Genomic DNA, 20736 nt, shown 5'->3' on the forward strand with positions numbered 1-20736 from the left:
AACAAGAAACGACAGGGAGAGAGATTATGACTACAAAAATGGCAACAGCGGCCTTGCTGGCATCAACCGTTCTGGGTGGTGGCGCATTCGCCGAAACGACACTGACAATTGAAAGCTGGCGCAACGATGACCTGACGCTATGGCAGGATAAGATCATCCCCGCATTTGAAGCAGCAAACCCCGACATCAAGATCAAATTCACCCCTTCTGCCCCAGCAGAATACAACGCCGTTCTCAATGCCAAGCTGGATGCCGGTTCGGCAGGCGATCTGATCACATGCCGCCCCTTCGATACGTCACTGGGCCTGTATCAGAACGGCCAATTGGCAGACTTGTCCGATCTCGAGGGCATGGCAAATTTCTCTGACGTGGCAAAGTCGGCATGGCAGACTGACGATGGCTCCGCTACTTTCTGCGTCCCGATGGCCTCGGTCATTCACGGCTTCATCTACAACAAGGACGCGTTTGAAGAGCTGGGTATCGCGGTGCCTGAAACCGAAGCTGACTTTTTTGCCGCTCTGGACAAGATCAAAGAGGACGGCAGCTATATCCCGATGGCGATGGGCACCAATGACCAATGGGAAGCCGCGACCATGGGCTACAACAACATCGGCCCCAACTATTGGAAGGGCGAAGAAGGTCGCGTTGGCCTTATTCAGGGCACCCAAAAGCTGACAGACGAACAATGGGTTGCTCCTTACCGCCAACTGGCCAAATGGGGCGCTTACCTTGGCGATGGATATGAGGCACAGACCTATCCCGACAGCCAAAACCTGTTCACCCTTGGTCGCGCAGCCATCTATCCGGCGGGCAGCTGGGAAATCAGCGGCTTCAACAACCTGGCTGATTTCGAAATGGGGGCCTTCAAGCCGCCGGTACAGAACGCGGGCGACGACTGCTACATTTCGGACCATACCGACATTGCCATCGGCATGAACGCAGCATCGCCAAATCCCGAGGCCGCCCGGACCTTCCTGAACTGGGTTGGCTCTGAAGAGTTCGCCAACATCTATGCCAACGCACTGCCGGGCTTCTTCTCGCTGTCCAGCTTTGATGTCCCAATGGAAGATCCCCTGGCACAAGAGTTCGTCAGCTGGCGCGGCGAATGCGGATCAACCATCCGTTCGACCTATCAGATCCTGTCGCGCGGCACGCCGAACCTTGAAAACGAGACGTGGAATGCCTCGACACAGGTGATCAAAGGTGCCGAAAGCCCCGAGGACGCAGGCAAGCGCCTGCAGGATGGTCTGGCCAGCTGGTACGAACCTCAGAAGTAACCACCACTCACAAGAACGGACCCCGGGCGTTCGCGCCCGGGGTCACCCAAACGCATCCCGGGGTACGCTGGCATGGGTCAGTCCAAATTCAAATGGCACATCGTGGTTTTTCTGGCACCCGCCGTGCTGATCTATACTGCCGTGATGATCTTTCCGCTGTTCAACACGCTGCGCCTTGCGCTCTATACCGAGGTTGATCAGGCGCGCGTTTTTGTCGGTCTTGAGAACTTCAAAACTTTGTTCGGAGATCAAAACTGGTCCGGCCCGTTCTGGAACGCGCTTGGCAACAACTTCTGGTTCTTTTTCATCCACATGCTGGTGCAGAACCCGATCGGCATTGCGCTCGCAGCCATGCTGAGCCATCCAAGCCTGCGGTTCGCGGCCTTCTATCGGTCCGCCATTTTCATTCCCACAATCCTGTCCTTTGTCATCGTGGGCTTTGCATGGAAGCTGATCCTGTCACCGATCTGGGGCATCGCACCCGATATGCTCAAGGCCATTGGCCTCAAATCGCTTTATGCCCCTTGGCTGGGCAAAGAAGAATACTCGCTGACAACACTGGCGCTGATTTCAGTCTGGCAGTTTATCGGCATCCCGATGATGCTGATCTATGCCGCGCTGCTGTCGATCCCCGACGAAATCCTTGAAGCAGCCGAGGTCGAGGGCGTCACCGGGTTCTCCGCCTTCTGGAAAATCAAACTGCCGCTGATCCTGCCCTCGATCGGCATCATCTCGATCCTGACGTTTGTGGGCAATTTCAATGCCTTTGACTTGATCTATGCAGCGCAAGGTGCGCTGGCCGGGCCAAACTTCTCAACCGACATTCTTGGCACATTCATGTACCGCACCTTCTTTGGGTTCCAGCTGCAACTGGGCGATCCGCATATGGGTTCGGCCATTGCCACGGCCATGTTCGGTATCATCCTGCTGGGGGTCTGTATCTATCTGTTCGTGATCCAGACCCGCATCCGCCGGTATCAGTTTTAAGGGGGCCATGATGAACAAAGCCCGCCGCAATCCACTGAACCTGATCGCCATGCACGGCGCGTTGATTGTCTATGTCGTGATCGCTCTGTTCCCCGTCTTTGTGATCCTGATCAACAGCTTCAAGGCCCGCAAGGCGATCTTTCGCGAACCGCTCAGCCTGCCAAACTCTGACACGTTTTCGCTGATCGGCTATCAGACGGTTATGAAGCAGGGGGACTTCTTCCTTTACTTCCAGAACTCGATGATCGTCACGGTGGCATCCCTGTCGATGATCCTGCTGTTTGGAGCCATGGCCGCCTTTGCCCTGTCCGAATACCGGTTCAAAGGCAACACGCTGATGGGGCTGTATCTTGCGCTTGGCATTATGATCCCGATCCGAATTGGCACGGTTGCGATCCTTGAAATGATGGTGGCCACAGGATTGGTGAACACGCTTTGGGCCTTGATCCTTGTGTATACGGCACAGGGGCTGCCCCTAGCCGTCTTCATCCTGTCCGAGTTCATGCGACAAGTCAGTGACGATCTGAAAAACGCAGGCCGCATAGATGGGCTTAGCGAATACACCATCTTCTTCCGCCTCGTCCTGCCGCTGGTTCGCCCCGCAATGGCAACCGTTGCCGTGTTCAACATGATCCCGATCTGGAACGATCTGTGGTTCCCCCTGATCTTGGCCCCGGCCGAGGAAACCAAGACCCTGACACTGGGCAGTCAGGTCTTTATCGGTCAGTTCGTGACCGACTGGAACGCTGTCCTTTCAGCACTCAGCATGGCGATCCTGCCAGCACTGGTGCTGTATCTCATCTTCTCGCGGCAACTGATCCGCGGCATCACGTCGGGAGCCGTCAAATGATCCGTGTTCTGATCGCCGGATTGGGCAACATGGGGCTAAGCCACGCGCTGGCCCACCACAATCACCCCGATGCACAGATCGTAGGGCTGGTGAACCGGTCGGGTCAGGTTGATCACCCCAACCTTGGCAGCTATCCAGCGTATTCCGATTTCCACACCGCTTTGACCGAAACCAAACCCGATCTGGTCGTCATCGCCACCTACTCTGACACGCACGCCGATTACGCCTGCATGGCGATGGACGCAGGCGCGCATGTCTTTGTCGAAAAGCCCCTTGCCACCACCGTTGAAGACGCCCGCCGCGTCGTGGCCAAGGCGCAAGAGACAAAGCGCAAACTGGTCGTCGGCTACATCCTGCGCCATCACCCTTCGTGGATGCGTCTGATCGACGAGGCGCGCGACCTTGGTGGACCATATGTGTTTCGCCTGAACCTGAACCAGCAATCCGACGGCCCCACCTGGGAAACCCACAAGGCCCTGATGCAGACGACATCCCCCATCGTCGATTGCGGCGTGCACTACGTCGACGTCATGTGCCAGATCACGGATGCACTGCCCGAACGGGTCAACGGCATGGGTTTGCGCCTGTCGGACGAAATCGCCCCGGACATGTACAACTACGGCCAGTTTCAGGTTGTGTTCAGCGACGGCTCGGTCGGCTGGTACGAGGCCTAGCTGGGGCCCGATGATGTCCGAAACAGCCTTCTTCGTGAAAGACATCATTTCACCCAACGGGGCGGTATCGATCACCGAGGGCAACAAGGGCGCATCAGACGATGTTGACGGCCACACCAAGGTCGGTGGCATTCTGGTACATCGGCCTACCGGCGACACGCTCATCGAGATGGACGGCGAACCGGGACATCAGGACCTCTGCGATGCCGAACAGGCTTACATGTTGCGCGCCATCGCCAAAGACATCGATCTGACCCGCCATATGTCCGACGCAGTCCAGTCGCTCCGCATCTGTCTGGCCGCCGATGAAAGCATCCGTTCCGGCCACCCCGTCGACCTGAAAGAGACCTGACATGACCGCCCTGAATCTGACAAACGTGTGCAAGTCCTTTGGCTCTGTCGACGTCCTCAAAAACATCAACCTGACCGTCGAGGAAAGCGAATTCGTCGTTTTTGTCGGCCCCTCGGGCTGTGGGAAATCCACCCTGTTGCGCGTGATTGCGGGGTTAGAGGATGCAACCTCGGGCAACGTTGAAATCGACGGCAAAACCGTCAACAACACACCACCAGCCAAACGCGACATTGCGATGGTTTTCCAGTCCTACGCGCTCTACCCTCATCTGTCGGTCGAAGGGAACATGGCCCTTGGCCTGAAGCAGGCCTACCATCCCAAGGACGAAATCAAACGCCGGATCACCGAGGCCAGCCGGATGCTCTCGCTAGAGGATTACCTGGCCCGCCGTCCCGCCGAACTATCGGGTGGCCAGCGTCAGCGCGTCGCCATCGGCCGCGCCATCGTGCGCAAACCGAAACTGTTCCTGTTTGATGAACCTCTGTCGAACCTCGACGCGGCACTGCGCATGAACACTCGAATCGAGATCGCCAATCTCCACCGCCAGCTTTCGGCCTCGATGATCTATGTGACCCACGACCAGATCGAAGCGATGACCCCGGCTGACCGCATCGTCGTTCTGCGCGATGGTCGGGTCGAGCAGGTGGGTACTCCGATGCAGCTCTACAACGAACCTGCCAATCGGTTCGTAGCCGAGTTCATCGGCTCTCCGTCCATGAATTTCCTGCCGGCTGAAATGGTCGGTGGCGCGGCTGGGCACTCGATCGGCATCCGCCCCGAATACCTTGAATTGACACCAACCGGCGCCCTTCAAGGCATCGTGGCCCACGTCGAACGGCTAGGTGGCGACACCAACGTGCTTATTGATATTGGTCAGGACCTGCGTGTCACCGCACGGGTGTTCGGTCAGTTCGAAATCGCGCCCGGCGCACAGACAGCCTTGAGCTTTGACTCGGCCAAGGCGCTGACCTTTGATACCGATGGCCTTCGGGCCTGATGGTCCTCAGGCGTTTTTGACGATTAGAAAGACGCGCGCGGGCTGCTCCCCGGCTTCGATGGCATGTGCGATGTCGGCTGCATACCGGGCGGTGTCCCCGGCGTTCAGTGTGTTGGTGGCGCTGCCCGATGTGATCCGAACCGACCCCTCTAGCACTGTCAGTTGTTCGTTGGCCCCGCGCGTGTGTGGCTGGCTGTTCAGCGACCCGCCCGCCTCGAACCGAATGTCATAGACTTCGTGCCCGTCGGCCTCTTCGGGTGGTGACAGAATCTGGATGCGGCACCCCTGCCCCATGTTGTCGATGCTCGGCACATCCGATGCGCGCAGAACTTCGATTTTGTCAGCTGCGTCGCCGTCTTCCAAGAGGCCCGCAAAATCCACCTGAAGCGCGCGGGTCAAGTTCCACAGTGTCGCGATGGTTGGGCTGCTTTCGCCGCGCTCGATCTGACTGACCATCGAGCGGGAAACGCCCGACAGGTTTGCCACCGCTTCTAGCGACAGGCCCTGTGCGCGCCGGGCCTCTTTCAGCCGCGCAGGCAGGCGTGTCAGGATATCGTCTGCATTCTCCGTCATAACGGAGTCTCTGCCTGTCTTTCATTGCCCTTGTCAACTCCGCTCGCCGCCAGTAAAAGATAGTTACGTAATAACATTACTACTATCATGCGCAGAAACGTCCAATCCTCCCTCCGGCGACGCAAGGCCGCCCCCATGACACGTTTCGACCGGCTGCACCCTGAACTGCGCGGCTGGCTGCAGCGTGCAATGCTCAGCTGGTCGGTTAAGTCGGCCGAACGGATTTGGGCCAAAGCCATGCGCCAACACAGGGGTGACCTGCGGGCCGCCTTGCTCGAACTGGATCGTCTGGAACGCGCCCACATGAACCGCGACATCGAACGCATTTGGGGACCCGACCACCCGGGCCTGACAGGTGGTCGCGAGATGCAAAAGGCAGCGTAAGACCGGTGCACGGGTAGTGCACGGGTTGTGCATAGAGGTTTCCGACAGTTTTGATGACGGCACGTTCCCGCAGACAGGCCCGTGCTGCACATGCATAATGCCGCCAAATCGAGAGGAGACATCTATGACCGACATCGTGATTCTGGACGGTGCCCGCACCGCCATCGGCACCTTTGGCGGGGCCTTGGCCTCGACCGCACCCATCGACCTGGCTACCGTCGCAACCGAGGCCGCTTTGGAGCGCTCGGGCGTCGAAGGCGCGCAAATCGGGCATGTGGTTTTTGGCCATGTGATCAACACCGAACCCCGCGACATGTATCTTAGCCGGGTGGCCGCGATGCAGGCGGGCATTCCCAACGGCACACCCGCGATGAACGTCAACCGCCTGTGCGGATCGGGCGCACAAGCCATTGTTTCTGCTGTGCAATCCCTGATGCTGGGCGATGCCGACTTTGCCTTGGCAGGCGGCGCCGAAAGCATGTCGCGCAGTCCTTTCATCATGCAACAGACCCGGTGGGGCGCCAAGATGGGCGACGTCAAATCACTCGACATGATGCTGGGTGCACTGAACTGCCCGTTCGGCACCGGCCACATGGGCGTCACGGCTGAGAATGTCGCAGACGAGCACCAGATCACCCGCGAGCAGATGGACGAGTTCGCAATAACAAGCCAGACCCGCGCCGCCGCGGCCATTGAAGCAGGTCATTTCAACAGCCAGATCACGCCCGTCCAGGTCAAAGTAAAACGCGATATGGTCGACTTCATGGTCGACGAACACCCCAAGGCCACCACCACCGAGGCCCTCGCCGGTCTGCGTCCCGTCTTCAAGAAGGACGGTCGCGTAACTGCTGGAAATGCAAGCGGAATCAACGATGGTGCAGCAGCGATGGTGTTCGCCACGGCCGACGCGGCAGAGAAGGCTGGGCTGAAACCCAAGGCCCGTGTTCTGGGCTATGCCCACGCCGGTGTCCGCCCCGAGGTGATGGGCATTGGCCCGGTTCCGGCAGTGCAGAACCTGATGGCCAAAACGGGTCTTTCGGCGGGTGACTTCGACGTCATTGAAAGCAACGAAGCCTTCGCTTCTCAGGCTCTGGCGGTGAACAAGGAACTGGGCCTGGATGCGGCCAAGGTGAACCCCAATGGCGGCGCAATTGCCTTGGGTCATCCGGTGGGTGCAACCGGCGCGATCATCACCCTCAAAGCGCTCTATGAACTTGAGCGCACGGGTGGCTCCAAGGCGCTTGTCACCATGTGTATCGGCGGCGGCCAGGGAATCGCAATCGCTCTGGAACGCCTTTAATTCAATAGTGAAATTCACGAAGGACCGCAGTCACTCGGCTGCGGTCCTTTCTCTTTCCGCGCCAGTTTCGCAGCCAGATTCAGCCCCACACCGGGCCGTGACCAAGGACATTGCGCAATGCAAATCGCGCAACCGTGGGTCTGGTTAAAAAATGGCAAGCATTTGTCGAAATCCACGTACCATTTGCGTGTGCCACGCACCATCTGCTTGTCGGGTGACAGCGCCTCGGGCGGACAGGCATCCTCGCAAATCCGGCAGCTCTGACAAAACGCATCAATCCCATGCTCCCGCGCCGGGGTTGGCTCAAACGGCGCATCGGTCAACACCGCTGACAGCCGGAACGAGGCCCCAAGTTCCGGGTTGATGATCGAACCGTGTTTGCCCAATTCCCCAAACCCGCAAACCAAAGCAGGCGGGATCATCGCCAAGGCACCAGTCATTGGTCCAGTTACTGCCTCAGCCTCCCATCCCTGCTCTCTGATCCACCCGGCCACCGTCTTTGCTGCCAAAGCGGCGCGAGCGTATTGGGTCATGACCTCCAATCCAGCGCGAGGCTCAGGGGCTGCGGAAATCTCGGCATAATCATGTTGCACACCCAAAATGATGACCCGAGATTGAGGGATATCATGGCCCTCGAACACCCAGTTGGGCTGCATCTCGGCAACGCCCGTCATTTCGCAAATGTCGTCCTGGACAAAATGATCCAAGCCGCGCGTCCAATCCGCTGGAGACCGAGACACCGCAACCGGCGCCACATCGGGCAAGGCTGCATCCAAGATCTTTTGCCGCGCAGCGCGTTGCACGCTGAACGCAGGTTCCTCAGCAGATCTGGTATAAAAATAGAGCTGCAGGGGACCGTGCGGGATGTCCATGGGGTCAGGCGCCCAATAGACCATCGACGGATTGCGAGGCTCAACCTCGCCCAATCCATTGATGTCATTGCCGCTGATGTCGGGCTGACGGGAGGTTTGATCCGGGTCTGGCTGAAACGGGCGATATGGGCTCGGTTTTGGCATAACCGAACCCTACCATAATTTTAGCTCAGAAAATCGCGTCCGCGAAAATCACCAACAAACCACCCGCAACCGCACCACCCAAAACCATCCACAGACGGCTTTGAAAGGTCATGGGGTTGGGTTTATCTTCGACCGACTGTGCGATCAGCGCCTTTTCGACCAAAGCGGGCAGACGCGGGCCAAAGCGGGCTAGAACCATGGCGGTTTTGGACAGGTCAGACACTATGGCGCGCGGGCCGATGGATTGTTTGATGTAGTCCTCGACAACAGGTCGGGCGACGTCCCAGATGTTGATGTGCGGGCTCAGCGAGCGTGCCACCCCCTCGACCACGACCATGGTGCGCTGCAGCAGGATCAGTTCGGTCCGGGTTTCCATGCCAAAGCGTTCTGTCACCTCGAACAGGTAGTTCAGCAGCCGCCCCATCGAGATCTGTGTGGCGTCCATGCCAAAGATCGGCTCTCCGACGGCGCGCAAGGCGCGGGCAAACTCGTCAACGTCTTGATTTGCGGGGACATATCCGGCCTCAAAATGTACCTCGGCCACACGTTTGTAATCGCGGCGGATGAAGCCAAAAAGGATCTCGGCATAGACCCGGCGGGTGTATTCGTCGATGTGGCCCATGATGCCGAAATCATAGGCGATGATATCCCCATTTGGCGCGACCTTGAGGTTACCTTGGTGCATATCAGCGTGGAAATAGCCATCGCGAAGTGCGTGCATCAGGAACAGTCGCAACACTCGTTCGCCTAAATCGACACGATCATGACCGACGGCATCAATGGCGTCATTGTCGCCCAATGGCACGCCGTCAGCCCAGCCCAATGTCATCACGCGACGCGAGGACAAAGACCAACGCACTGGCGGCAACTGGAACCCGACATCGTCCTTGGTGTTGTCGTTAAACTCGGAAGCGGCAGAGCTTTCCAAACGCAGGTCCAACTCACCTCGAACCACCCCGTCGAAATGTTCGATCACTTCCATCGGGCGCAACCGACGTGCGCCAGGGCAAAGAGATCGACGATGCGGGCAGCGAAATAGAAGGCATCCACATCCTTGCGGAAAGCTTTTTCAATCCCAGGACGCAGAACCTTGACCGCGACCTGATCTCCTGACGTTGCAAGTGTTGCCTTGTGCACCTGTGCGATCGAGGCGGCGGCGATCGGCTCGCTGAATTCGCTGAACATCTCAGGGATAGATTGGCCCAATTCGCGCTCTACCTCGGCCATCGCCTCGGCACGGGAAAAAGGTGGCAGCTTGTCCTGCAGAACGCGCAATTGTTCGGCCAGTTCGTCTCCGACAACGTCTGGTCGGGTTGACAGGATCTGACCGAACTTGATGTAGGCTGGACCGAGCGCCGTCAACGCACGGGTCGCGGGAGGCATTTCAGGGTCACCTTTGTACCCAAGCCATTGAAACGGCTTGCCCAAAGCGTGCGCCACAAAGCGTAAGAGCGGCGGGGCCTCAAACGCGTCGAGCACCACATTCATGGCACCCGTCCGTTCGAGAGTTGCGCCTGTCCGGATCAGACGAATGATGTTGTGAGGTCCGCGCATCGATTAGAGCTTCCAACCTGAATGCAGCGCCGCAATACCCATCGACAGGTTGCGATATTTGGCGTTGCCGAACCCTGCGGTGCGCACCATGCCCAGAAAAGTCTCTTGGTCAGGGAACTTGCGGATCGATTCCACCAGATACTGATAACTGTCGTAGTCCCCGGCAATCGCCTGCCCCATGCGCGGGATCACGTTAAAGCTATAGAGATCATAAAGTTTCTGCAGCCCGTCGTTGGGCAACTGGCTGAACTCGAGCACCATCAGGCGGCCACCGGGACGCAGCACGCGATAGGCTTCGTTCAATGCCTCTTGCGGCCGGGTCACGTTCCGGATGCCGAACGAGATCGTGTAAACGTCAAACGTGTTGTCTTCAAAAGGCAGGGACATGGCGTCGCCCACAACCCAATCAAGGCTCGCGGCCAGATGCGAAGCCTCGGCCCGCTTTCGTCCTTCGACCAGCATCGGCTCGGTCAGGTCCAGCACTGTGGCGTGGCCATGGCCCGCGCGGTCCAGAAAGCGGAACGAGATGTCACCGGTGCCACCTGCCACATCCAACAGCTTTTGTCCCGGACGTGGAGCCAACCAATCCATCATCGCATCTTTCCACACCCGATGGATGCCCATGCTCATGACGTCGTTCATGATATCATATTTGCTGGCGACAGAGTTGAATACGCCCTGAACGCGCCCGGCCTTTTCGCCTTCGGGAACTTCGGAGAAACCAAAGTGGGTGGTCTTTTGACTGTTCTCGGACATGGGCCTTGCCGTTTTCTGATTTCGTCACTGTTATAGGACGTTGGAACACGGGCACAATGCGGCCCTTTGGAATTGGGAGTCCCTTAATGCCTGAACTGCCCGAGGTCGAGACCGTCCGACGGGGTCTGACCCCTGCGATGGAAGGCGTGGTGATTGAACGCGCCGATGTGAACCGCCCCGATCTGCGCTGGCCGTTCCCGGACCGGATGGCCCAGCGTTTGACCGGCGCACGGGTCGAGCGGTTGAGACGGAGATCGAAATACATCCTGGCTGATCTGGATACGGATGAGACATTGCTGATCCACCTGGGCATGTCGGGGCGCATGACGGTGTCTGGTGATCCCTTAGGGCAGTTCGCGCACGAGCACCCAATGCCGGAAAAACACGACCATGTGGTGTTTCACATGGCCAATAGTGCGCGGGTCACCTTCAACGACCCTCGCCGGTTTGGGGCAATGGATCTGCTGCCGACAGCGACGGCGGCGGAGCACAAGCTGTTGTCCGTCTTAGGCCCCGAGCCCTTGGGCAACGATTTTCACGAACAACATTTGGTTGAGTCGTTTCGCGGCAAGAATACTCCGGTCAAATCCGCGCTTCTAGATCAGGGAATCGTTGCAGGTTTGGGCAATATTTACGTTTGCGAGGCGTTGTTTCGCGCCGGAATTTCGCCACGTCGCAAAGCTGGAAAAATTTCCTCAGCCCGCGTTACCGCCTTGGTTCCCATCATTCGCAGGGTGCTGTCGGACGCCATCGACGCGGGTGGATCTTCGCTCAAAGATTTCCGCCAAGCCGATGGAGAACTTGGATATTTCCAGCACAGCTTTGACGTTTATGGACGCGAGGGTGAGCCCTGCCGAACCCCCGGCTGCGGCGGGACCGTGGCCAGAATCACCCAGTCGGGACGCTCATCTTTCTACTGTCCGCAATGCCAAAGATAACTTGAACGATCTTTCCCTCGTGGTAAGGAATCGATCCAGAACGGAACAACCGAAAGCACATCTCCATGGCCTTTGAGACGATCATCGTCGACGTTGAAGACCACGTAGCCCTTATCAAACTGAACCGCCCGGACGCTTTGAACGCTTTGAACACCCAACTGCTGGGTGAGCTATGTACTGCGTTGGACGAAGCCGAAGCCAACGACAAAGTGCGCTGCATTGTCCTGACTGGATCGGAAAAGGCTTTTGCCGCCGGTGCCGACATCAAAGAGATGTCCGAGAAGACATATGTCGAAGTATTCACCGAGAACCTGTTCGGAGACATTGGTGATCGTGTGAGTGCCATCCGCAAGCCGATCATTGCCGCCGTGAGCGGATACGCTTTGGGCGGAGGGTGTGAGCTCGCGATGATGTGCGATTTCATAATTGCATCGGACACCGCAAAGTTTGGTCAGCCTGAAATCAATCTGGGCGTCATCGCTGGCATAGGCGGGACGCAGCGCCTGACGCGATTTGTGGGCAAGTCCAAGTCGATGGACATGAACCTTACGGGCCGTTTCATGAACGCTGAAGAGGCCGAACGTTCGGGGCTGGTGAGCCGCGTGGTACCTGCCAAGAAGCTGATCGACGAAGCAACCGCCGCAGCCCAGAAGATTGCCGAGAAATCGCAACTGACGGCAATGGCCGCAAAAGAAGCGGTAAACCGCAGCTATGAGCTGACTCTGAATGAGGGGCTGCTGTTTGAACGTCGTGTATTCCATTCGATGTTTGCCACCGAAGACCAGAAAGAGGGCATGGCCGCCTTCCTGGAAAAACGCGAGGCACAGTTCCGCGACAAGTGACGTCGCGTAAGGGAATCACATCCACGGATTGGGCGGGGCAACACCCTGCCCTTTTTCGTTTCAGTGAAGCCGTTGCAGAATCGGCTTGGCATTCCGAGCAAACTTGGCTAATTAGCGCCGCAATACATGCGCGTGCGGCCCGCTCTGGCTAGAATCACACCGGTGACCTGATACCCGGCTTGGGCTTGGCATTGCGCTAACTTGAACAAACCGAACCGAGATAAAGGTCAGAATACCATGGCAAATTCGCCCCAGGCAAAAAAGCGCGCCCGTCAGAACGAAAGCCGCTTTGCCGTCAACAAAGCCCGTCGTTCGCGCATCCGCACCTTCCTGCGTAAAGTCGAAGAAGCAATCGAATCCGGCGACAAAGAAGTCGCAACTGCTGCTCTGCGCGCTGCTCAGCCGGAATTGATGCGTGGTGTGACCAAGGGCGTGTTCCACAAAAACACCGCGTCGCGCAAGATGTCGCGCCTGGCTGCACGAGTTAAAGCTCTGGCTTAATTCGCGACTCGCACAAAAATGTTTTCTGAAAAGGCGTTGCCATTGGCAGCGCCTTTTTCTGTGGCTGTTGCACAGATGCCCCTTTGCTGCGGGCGCGAGAGATTCTTTGTCGGGAAAGGCAGAGTCAACATCAGAGTTTCGTTGCCGGTTCGCACCCTGACTTGCTACCACTGTCTCAGCGATTCACTTGCTTGGGGGGACAGGCAGCAAGGAACCCGACCTGACAGGCATCAGGTAGTGGTTTCATGCGATTGCCATGAGCCGGATATCCGGTCTGGTTGGTCTGCTATGGGTTTCATCTGTGAACACCCTAGCCCTGTCAAAAATGAGTGTAACGGGTAACGAAGATTCATAGTCCGTCGGGACAGGCGGTTATTGATCTTTGTGTATCGTTATTTTGTGGGCAGCGTACCACAGAACACCGCGGCGCGAATGTCGGTGCACGAATCCCATGTGCGTGTGAATCCTGCCGAGACTGGTTCGGCATACTGGATGGGTAAAAAGCAGGCCGAATGGCCACAAACGATGGGACGCGTGAGGCGCTGGATGACACAAGAAAAATGGGGACAACTCCGTCAAAAACTGCTCAAGACAGTTGGACAAAACAACTACTCGACGTGGATCGAGCCATTGGAATTCCAAGAACTGCAAGATGGGGTTGCAGTATTCTCGGTTCCGACGAATTTCATGGGGAACTATGTCAGCCAGAATTTCGCTGACCTGATCCTGTATGAATTGAACAATTCCGGAGAAGCAGTTCAGAGAATTGCGTTCCGTGTCGCTGCGAATTCGTCTGTCCGACCGACTGTCGTCGCAAGCGCACTGGAAAAGAACGATCCTTCGGATTCAAATGAAGCGTCGCCAAAAACCGACGTACGGGCGGCGAACAACAGCTTTGATCCCCTTGATACTTTGCAAGCAGCGCCATTGGACTCGCGTTTCACTTTCGACAGCTTTGTTGTCGGGAAACCAAATGAACTGGCGCATGCAGCAGCACGGCGCGTCTCAGAAGGCGGACCAGTGACCTTCAATCCACTGGTTCTTTACGGAGGCGTCGGCCTTGGTAAAACGCACCTGATGCACGCTATCGCATGGGAACTAAAGTCAAAACGCCCTGAGTTGAACGTGTTGTACTTGTCGGCTGAGCAATTCATGTATCGCTTTGTTCAGGCCTTGCGCGAGCGCCGTATGATGGACTTCAAGCATCTCTTCCGATCTGTCGACGTGCTGATGGTCGATGATGTTCAGTTCATTGCCGGTAAGGACTCAACTCAGGAAGAGTTTTTTCACACTTTCAACGCGCTTGTAGATCAGAACAAGCAAATCATCATCTCGGCTGATCGCGCTCCGGGTGAAATCAAGGATCTCGAAGATCGTGTGAAATCTCGTTTGCAATGTGGCCTGGTGGTTGATTTGCATCCGACCGACTACGAGCTGAGACTGGGCATTTTGCAAAACAAGGTGCAGCAGCACAAGGCAACCTACCCTGACCTGTTGATTGCGGATGGCGTGCTCGAGTTTCTTGCTCACCGCATCTCGACCAATGTGCGTGTTCTTGAAGGGGCGCTGACTCGGCTCTTCGCCTTCGCCTCTTTGGTGGGGAGGGAAATCGACATGGAACTGACGCAGGATTGTCTGGCAGATGTTCTGCGCGCATCTGAACGCAAGATCACGGTCGAAGAAATCCAGCGAAAAGTGTCGGACTATTACAACATCCGCCTCAGCGACATCATCGGCCCCAAGCGCCTGCGTTCTTACGCCCGACCACGGCAGATTGCGATGTACCTTTGCAAGCAGTTGACCAGCCGCTCGCTGCCTGAAATCGGTCGCCGGTTTGGCGGGCGCGATCACACAACTGTCATGCACGGTGTAAAACGCATCGAAGAGTTGAAAACGACCGACGGCCAAATTGCCGAAGACGTTGAAATGCTACGCCGCGCACTTGAGGCATAAGCCAAAAACCATCACTCTCACAAGGGCCCCGGACATGCGCCGGGGCCTTTGTGGTTCTGTCGATGTGTGTTGCGGTCAACGTTTTTGCCGGATCTGTGGCCCTTGGGCCACGCGGGTCTTGACGCCCTGTACTTTCCAGCGGACAAATCCATGAAAAAACTTGTACCACAGGCCTGACCCGCTAGGGTGCCTGTCCCGGCCATCACACTGGCCCAAGAAAAGGATGTAGGGATATGAAGATCAGCATCGAACGCGGCACGCTGCTCAAGGCCGTGTCTCAGGCCCAATCCGTTGTGGAACGCCGCAACACTATCCCGATTTTGGCGAATGTTCTGATCGAAGCCGAAGGTGACAGCGTGCAATTCCGCGCCACTGATCTGGATATCGAAGTAGTGGACAAGGCCCCCGCTCAGGTCGAACGCGCAGGTGCCACCACGGTTGCCGCCACCACATTGCATGAGATTGTCCGCAAATTGCCAGACGGGGCGCTGGTGACGCTGACCGCTGACAGCACAACCGGCCGTCTGACGGTTGACGCCGGTCGATCGAATTTCTCGCTGGCGACGCTGCCACGCGAGGATTTCCCGGTCATGGCCTCGTCCGAGTATCAGTCGAACTTTACCGCGCCCGCTGCCGTGCTGCGCCGCCTCTTCGACAAATCGAAATTCGCCATCTCAACCGAAGAAACCCGCTATTACCTGAACGGTGTCTACTTGCACGTCACCGATGCTGATGGCGGCAAGGTGCTGCGTGCCGTGGCCACCGATGGCCATCGTCTGGCCCGCATCGACGCCGAACTGCCCGCAGGATCTGCTGACATGCCGGGCGTGATCGTGCCACGCAAAACCGTGGGTGAGCTGCGCAAGCTGCTGGACGACGACGAGATGGACATCGCCGTGTCGGTCAGTGAAACCAAAGTGCGCTTTGCCACACCCGACATCACCCTGACATCCAAAGTGATCGACGGCACATTCCCCGACTACACGCGCGTGATCCCGCAAGGAAACACCCGCCGGTTGGAGGTGGACGCCTCTGAGTTTGCCCAGGCCGTGGACCGGGTTGCAACCGTTTCGTCCGAGCGTTCGCGCGCGGTGAAATTGCAGCTGGAAGAAGACCGCCTGATCCTGTCCGTCAATGCGCCTGACAGCGGTGCGGCAGAAGAAGAGCTAGCCGTGGCCTATGGCGACGAACGGCTCGAGATCGGGTTCAACGCCAAATACCTGCTGGAAATCGCGTCTCAGGTGGACCGCGAAAATGCAGTGTTCATGTTCAACTCGGCCGACGATCCGACATTGATGCGCGAAGGCAATGACCAGAGCGCCGTCTATGTTGTCATGCCGATGCGTGTTTGATCGCGCATTCTGCGCGATGCCTGCGGCGCGAGTATTTTTGAAAAGATGAAGGGGGCGGTCACGTGTTGGCTCTGACCGAGTTGACCATCTCCCACTTTCGCTCCCACAAGGTGGCGCGGCTGTCATTGGATGGCCGTCCTGTTGCCATTTACGGGGCCAACGGGGCAGGCAAAACCAACATCCTGGAAGCAGTATCTCTGTTTTCTCCGGGGCGCGGCATGCGGCGCGCAAGTGCGGCCGAGATGACCCGGCGGCCCGAGGCCTTGGGCTGGAAGCTGCAGAGCGTGTTGGACGTGCAGGGTCAATCCCATGAGATCGAAACCTGGTCTGACGGCGGCGCGGCCCGACAGGTGCGGATCAATGGCAAGTCAACCAATCAGGTTGCATTGGGGCAGCTGTCTCGTGTCGTATGGCTGGTGCCCTCGATGGATCGGCTGTGGATCGAAGGCGCTGACGGGCGACGGCGGTTTTTAGACCGCATGGCGCTGAGTTTTGATCCCGGCCATGCCGAGGCATCGCTGCTTTATGAAAAGGCCATGCGCGAGCGCAACAAGCTGCTCAAGGAACAAATCCGCGACGATCACTGGTATGTGGCACTGGAACGGCAGATGGCCGAGGCTGGCGCCCGAATCCATCAGGGGCGGCTGTCCGCGCTGGATCTGGTCCGACAGGCTCAGGAGCAGGCTCAGACCGCCTTCCCCTCCGCTGATCTGGAACTGCTACAAACCGAAGGAGCCATGCCAGAAACCGAGGCCGACCTACGCGAGGCGTTGATCGAAAGCCGGTTCCGCGATCTGGCGGCAGGACGAACGTTGGTGGGACCGCATCGCAGTGACCTGTATGGTGTGTTTGCTGCCAAAGGCGTGCCCGCCAAAGATTGCTCGACGGGGAGCAAAAAGCACTGCTGGTCTCGCTGATCCTATCCAACGCCCGCGCATTGGCCGCACAGACAGGCGCACCGCCTATCGTGCTGTTGGATGAGGTCGCCGCACATCTGGATGCAAACCGCCGCGCTGCACTCTATGATGAGATTTGCGCCCTTGGCACGCAGGCCTGGATGACAGGCACGGGACCCGAATTGTTTGGCGAACTGGAAAACCGCGCGCAGTTTCTAGAGGTCACCGAACAAGGCGGCGTGTCCGAGGTTCACGCCCCATGACCGTTAGCGCCTGGGAATTGACCCTATACGCGGGCGCCTTGCTGGTGCTGTTCCTGACTCCCGGTCCGGTTTGGCTGGCGCTGATTGCCCGGTCCCTGAGCGGCGGGTTTCAAGCCGCCTGGCCGTTGGCATTGGGTGTTGCGATCGGCGACATCATTTGGCCGCTGCTGGCCATCATCGGCGTTTCGTGGCTGGTCAACGAGATTGATGGGTTCATGACTGTCCTGCGCTATGTCGCCAGTGGCGTGTTTCTTTGGATGGGGATCAGCGTGCTGCGTCATGCGGGCGACACGATCCGCGAAAACAAGGCGCTGACCAAGCCGGGAAAATGGGCCGGGTTCCTGGCTGGCGTGATCGTAATTCTGGCCAACCCAAAGGCGATCTTGTTTTACATGGGGATGCTGCCTGGCTTCTTTGATTTAAGCCAGATCAACCGCGCGGACATCGTTCCAATCATCGCGCTGTCGTTCACCGTTCCTCTTATAGGCAACCTAGCGTTTGCCCTTTTCATCGACCGGATACGCAATGTTTTGACCTCACCAAAGGCGATGCGACGATCCAATATCGTGGCCGGTTGCCTGTTGGTCTGCGTCGGCCTGATTATTCCCTTTTCGTGACACAAAATATGGTGGGATGGCGTGACATCCCCCCAGAAAACGTATAAGGTGACAAAATAATGAAGGTACTCTCCGCATGTCCGAAGACAATCAGGCACCCGAAGAATATGGCGCTGATTCCATCAAAGTTCTCAAGGGCTTGGAGGCCGTGCGCAAACGCCCTGGCATGTACATCGGGGATACCGACGATGGGTCGGGTCTGCACCACATGGTGTATGAGGTCGTAGACAACGGCATTGACGAGGCTTTGGCTTACCACGCCGACCATGTGACCGTGAAGATTCACGCTGACAGCAGCGTCTCGGTCAGCGACAACGGGCGCGGCATTCCGGTCGGTATCCACGAAGAAGAAGGCGTATCCGCCGCCGAGGTCATCATGACCCAGCTGCACGCGGGCGGCAAATTCGACAGCAACTCGTACAAGGTGTCAGGTGGTTTGCACGGGGTGGGCGTTTCGGTTGTGAATGCCCTGTCGGACTGGCTGGAACTGCGCGTCTGGCGCGACGGCAAGGAACACATAGCGCGCTTTGAACGCGGCGAGACCGCCAAGCACCTGGAGGTTGTGGGCGAATGCGGCGATCAGACAGGCACCGAAGTTCGGTTCCTGGCGTCGACTGATACCTTTTCGAACCTTGAGTATTCGTTTGAGACGCTGGAAAAACGCTTGCGCGAGTTGGCATTCCTGAATTCGGGCGTGCGGATCATCCTGGTTGATGAGCGCCCGGCCGAGCGGCTGGAATCCGAACTGTTTTATGAGGGTGGCGTTAATGAGTTCGTCAAATACCTCGATCGCTCCAAATCCCCGGTCATGGATGCGCCGATCTATATCAAGGGCGAGCGGGACGACATCGGCGTCGAAATCGCCATGTGGTGGAACGACAGCTATCACGAGACAGTCCTGCCTTTTACCAACAACATCCCCCAGCGAGATGGCGGCACCCACATGGCGGGCTTCCGGGGCGCACTGACGCGGACGATCAACAACTATGCACAATCCTCGGGCATCGCGAAGAAGGAAAAGGTGAACTTTACCGGCGACGATGCGCGTGAGGGTTTGACCTGTGTTTTGTCGGTCAAAGTGCCCGACCCCAAGTTCAGCTCGCAGACCAAAGACAAGCTTGTCAGCTCTGAGGTGCGCCCCGCTGTTGAAGGGTTGATGAACGAGCGGCTAGCCGAATGGTTTGAAGAAAACCCAAATATCGCCAAGCAGATCGTCGGCAAAATCGTTGAGGCCGCGTTGGCGCGTGAAGCTGCGCGCAAAGCCCGCGAACTGACCCGGCGCAAGACGGCTATGGACGTGAACTATCTGGCTGGCAAACTTAAGGATTGCTCGGAAAAAGATCCCTCCAAAACCGAAGTTTTCTTGGTCGAGGGTGACTCGGCCGGTGGTTCGGCTCAGACGGGTCGTGACCGTCGAACACAGGCGGTTCTTCCCCTGCGGGGTAAAATTCTAAACGTAGAACGTGCGCGGTTCGACCGGATGTTGTCGAGCCAGGAAATTGGCAACCTTGTGATGGCACTTGGCACGGGTATTGGCCGGGATGAGTTCAACATCGAGAAACTGCGGTACCACAAGATCGTCATCATGACTGACGCGGACGTTGATGGTGCGCACATCCGTACACTGCTGCTGACTTTCTTCTACCGTCAGATGCCCGAGCTGATTGAGGGTGGATACCTCTACATCGCGCAGCCACCCCTCTATAAAGTGGCGCGCGGCAAATCCGAAGTGTACCTGAAGGATCAGGCGGCACTGGATGACTACCTTATCAATCAAGGCATAGAAGGGGCAGTGCTTAAACTGGGCACCGGCGAAGAAATTGTTGGACAGGACTTGGCGCGCGTGGTGGATGAAGCACGGCAGCTCAAGCGCGTGCTGGATGCGTTCCCGACGCATTACCCCCGCCACATCCTGGAACAGGCAGCTGTAGCCGGTGCCTTTGTGCCCGGTGCAGTGGACGCGGACCTGCAAGGCGTAGCCAACAAGGTCGCGGCGCGTCTGGACCAGATAGCGTTGGAATATGAGCGCGGTTGGCAGGGCCGGATTACCCAGGATCACGGCATCCGGTTGGCCCGTATACTGCGCGGTGTCGAAGAGGTTCGCACGCTGGACGGCCCAATGCTGCGCTCGGGCGAGGCGCGCAAGACCGGCAGCTTTACCCAAAGCCTACAAGAAGTCTATTCGACGTCCAGCCAACTGATCCGCCGAGACCGTAGCCAAGTCATCCACGGCCCCCTGGATCTGTTACGTGCTGTCCTTGAAGAGGGTGAAAAGGGTCTTTCGCTGCAACGCTACAAAGGTCTGGGTGAAATGAACCCCGACCAGTTGTGGGAAACCACTTTGGACCCGGACGCGCGCACTCTGTTGCAGGTGCGTGTTGACGACATGGTCGAAGCCGATGATCTGTTTACCAAACTCATGGGCGACGTCGTCGAACCCCGCCGCGAATTCATCCAACAAAATGCCCTAAGCGTCGAAAACCTCGACTTCTGACATATTGTAGGGGTGATCATAATGCTGCATACTCTCCATTGATTTCATTAAGGAAATTCGCGGGGATTCACCCATAATGTTGCACATCGTTTGCGCGTAAGTTTGCACGATTTGCCCATAAGTTGGCATTGTCGCCTGAAGTTGCCACCTCAATAGGCAA

16 protein-coding genes and 3 pseudogenes are annotated in these 20736 nt (G+C 57.6%); 15 read left to right on the top strand and 4 right to left on the bottom strand.

Going from position 1 to position 20736, the window contains the following annotated elements; genetic code table 11:
* Window positions 1-26 precede the first annotated feature (26 nt).
* The 5 genes and pseudogenes from ACZ1HE_RS20955 to ACZ1HE_RS20975 all read left to right on the top strand — a co-directional run bounded on the left by ACZ1HE_RS20955 (window position 27) and on the right by ACZ1HE_RS20975 (window position 5137).
* Window positions 27-1277: an ABC transporter substrate-binding protein gene (locus ACZ1HE_RS20955; RefSeq protein WP_472623953.1), complete on the top strand. Its 1251-nt coding sequence runs from the start codon at window positions 27-29 to the stop codon at window positions 1275-1277.
* 72 nt (window positions 1278-1349) lie between these two features.
* Window positions 1350-2264, top strand: a complete 915-nt coding sequence (locus tag ACZ1HE_RS20960) for a carbohydrate ABC transporter permease (RefSeq protein ID WP_472623955.1) — start codon at window positions 1350-1352, stop codon at window positions 2262-2264.
* 10 nt (window positions 2265-2274) lie between these two features.
* Window positions 2275-3114, top strand: a complete 840-nt coding sequence (locus ACZ1HE_RS20965) for a carbohydrate ABC transporter permease (RefSeq protein WP_472623957.1) — start codon at window positions 2275-2277, stop codon at window positions 3112-3114.
* Window positions 3111-4140 (top strand): annotated as a pseudogene (locus ACZ1HE_RS20970) (Gfo/Idh/MocA family protein). Before ACZ1HE_RS20965 ends, ACZ1HE_RS20970 begins: the two are co-directional and overlap by 4 nt.
* 1 nt (window position 4141) lies before the next feature.
* The gene (locus ACZ1HE_RS20975) at window positions 4142-5137 is read left to right on the top strand and encodes an ABC transporter ATP-binding protein (protein WP_472623959.1); all 996 of its coding nucleotides are present in this window, start codon (window positions 4142-4144) and stop codon (window positions 5135-5137) included.
* Window positions 5138-5143: 6 nt separating this feature from the next.
* Here the strand turns inward: ACZ1HE_RS20975 and ACZ1HE_RS20980 are convergent, their stop codons facing one another.
* Entirely contained in the window at window positions 5144-5710 is a 567-nt protein-coding gene (locus ACZ1HE_RS20980; RefSeq protein WP_472623961.1) for a helix-turn-helix domain-containing protein, read from the bottom strand.
* Between the two features lie 87 nt (window positions 5711-5797).
* Between ACZ1HE_RS20980 and ACZ1HE_RS20985 the strand changes: the two genes are divergently transcribed.
* Both ACZ1HE_RS20985 and ACZ1HE_RS20990 read left to right on the top strand, forming a co-directional pair.
* A complete protein-coding gene (locus tag ACZ1HE_RS20985; RefSeq protein ID WP_472623963.1) occupies window positions 5798-6094 on the top strand; it encodes a DUF6525 family protein in 297 nt (98 codons plus the stop codon).
* Between the two features lie 124 nt (window positions 6095-6218).
* Window positions 6219-7394 carry an acetyl-CoA C-acyltransferase family protein gene (locus ACZ1HE_RS20990; protein WP_472623965.1) on the top strand — a complete coding sequence of 392 codons (1176 nt, stop codon included), beginning with the start codon at window positions 6219-6221 and terminating at the stop codon, window positions 7392-7394.
* Window positions 7395-7408: 14 nt separating this feature from the next.
* Here ACZ1HE_RS20990 and ACZ1HE_RS20995 read toward each other — a convergent pair whose 3' ends face one another.
* The 3 genes and pseudogenes from ACZ1HE_RS20995 to ubiE form a co-directional block, all read right to left on the bottom strand.
* Complete coding sequence (locus ACZ1HE_RS20995) at window positions 7409-8410, bottom strand: 4Fe-4S dicluster domain-containing protein (RefSeq protein WP_472623967.1); 1002 nt, start codon at window positions 8408-8410, stop codon at window positions 7409-7411.
* A 25-nt stretch (window positions 8411-8435) separates the two neighbouring features.
* Window positions 8436-9964: pseudogene (gene ubiB, locus ACZ1HE_RS21000) on the bottom strand (2-polyprenylphenol 6-hydroxylase).
* A 3-nt stretch (window positions 9965-9967) separates the two neighbouring features.
* Window positions 9968-10720, bottom strand: a complete 753-nt coding sequence (gene ubiE / locus ACZ1HE_RS21005; protein WP_472623969.1) for a bifunctional demethylmenaquinone methyltransferase/2-methoxy-6-polyprenyl-1,4-benzoquinol methylase UbiE — start codon at window positions 10718-10720, stop codon at window positions 9968-9970.
* An 86-nt stretch (window positions 10721-10806) separates the two neighbouring features.
* Here ubiE and mutM point away from each other — a divergent pair, with 86 nt between their 5' ends.
* From mutM to gyrB, 8 genes and pseudogenes are all read left to right on the top strand, one after another.
* Window positions 10807-11658 (top strand): bifunctional DNA-formamidopyrimidine glycosylase/DNA-(apurinic or apyrimidinic site) lyase, encoded by an 852-nt coding sequence (mutM, locus tag ACZ1HE_RS21010; protein WP_472623971.1) that lies wholly within the window; start codon window positions 10807-10809, stop codon window positions 11656-11658.
* A 65-nt stretch (window positions 11659-11723) separates the two neighbouring features.
* Entirely contained in the window at window positions 11724-12500 is a 777-nt protein-coding gene (locus ACZ1HE_RS21015; protein ID WP_472623973.1) for an enoyl-CoA hydratase, read from the top strand.
* 237 nt (window positions 12501-12737) lie between these two features.
* Window positions 12738-13001: a 30S ribosomal protein S20 gene (gene rpsT / locus ACZ1HE_RS21020; RefSeq protein WP_472623975.1), complete on the top strand. Its 264-nt coding sequence runs from the start codon at window positions 12738-12740 to the stop codon at window positions 12999-13001.
* 546 nt (window positions 13002-13547) lie between these two features.
* The gene (gene dnaA / locus ACZ1HE_RS21025) at window positions 13548-14954 is read left to right on the top strand and encodes a chromosomal replication initiator protein DnaA (protein ID WP_472623977.1); all 1407 of its coding nucleotides are present in this window, start codon (window positions 13548-13550) and stop codon (window positions 14952-14954) included.
* A 233-nt stretch (window positions 14955-15187) separates the two neighbouring features.
* Complete coding sequence (gene dnaN / locus ACZ1HE_RS21030) at window positions 15188-16306, top strand: DNA polymerase III subunit beta (protein WP_472623979.1); 1119 nt, start codon at window positions 15188-15190, stop codon at window positions 16304-16306.
* A gap of 62 nt (window positions 16307-16368) precedes the next feature.
* Window positions 16369-17465 (top strand): annotated as a pseudogene (recF, locus tag ACZ1HE_RS21035) (DNA replication/repair protein RecF).
* A complete protein-coding gene (locus tag ACZ1HE_RS21040) occupies window positions 17462-18082 on the top strand; it encodes a LysE family translocator (protein ID WP_472623981.1) in 621 nt (206 codons plus the stop codon). The pseudogene recF and the gene ACZ1HE_RS21040 overlap by 4 nt, the downstream one beginning before the upstream one ends.
* A gap of 76 nt (window positions 18083-18158) precedes the next feature.
* The gene (gene gyrB, locus ACZ1HE_RS21045) at window positions 18159-20576 is read left to right on the top strand and encodes a DNA topoisomerase (ATP-hydrolyzing) subunit B (RefSeq protein ID WP_472623983.1); all 2418 of its coding nucleotides are present in this window, start codon (window positions 18159-18161) and stop codon (window positions 20574-20576) included.
* Window positions 20577-20736: the final 160 nt, after the last annotated feature.

The sequence above is a fragment of the Falsiruegeria sp. JB4-1 genome (genome assembly GCF_055693495.1).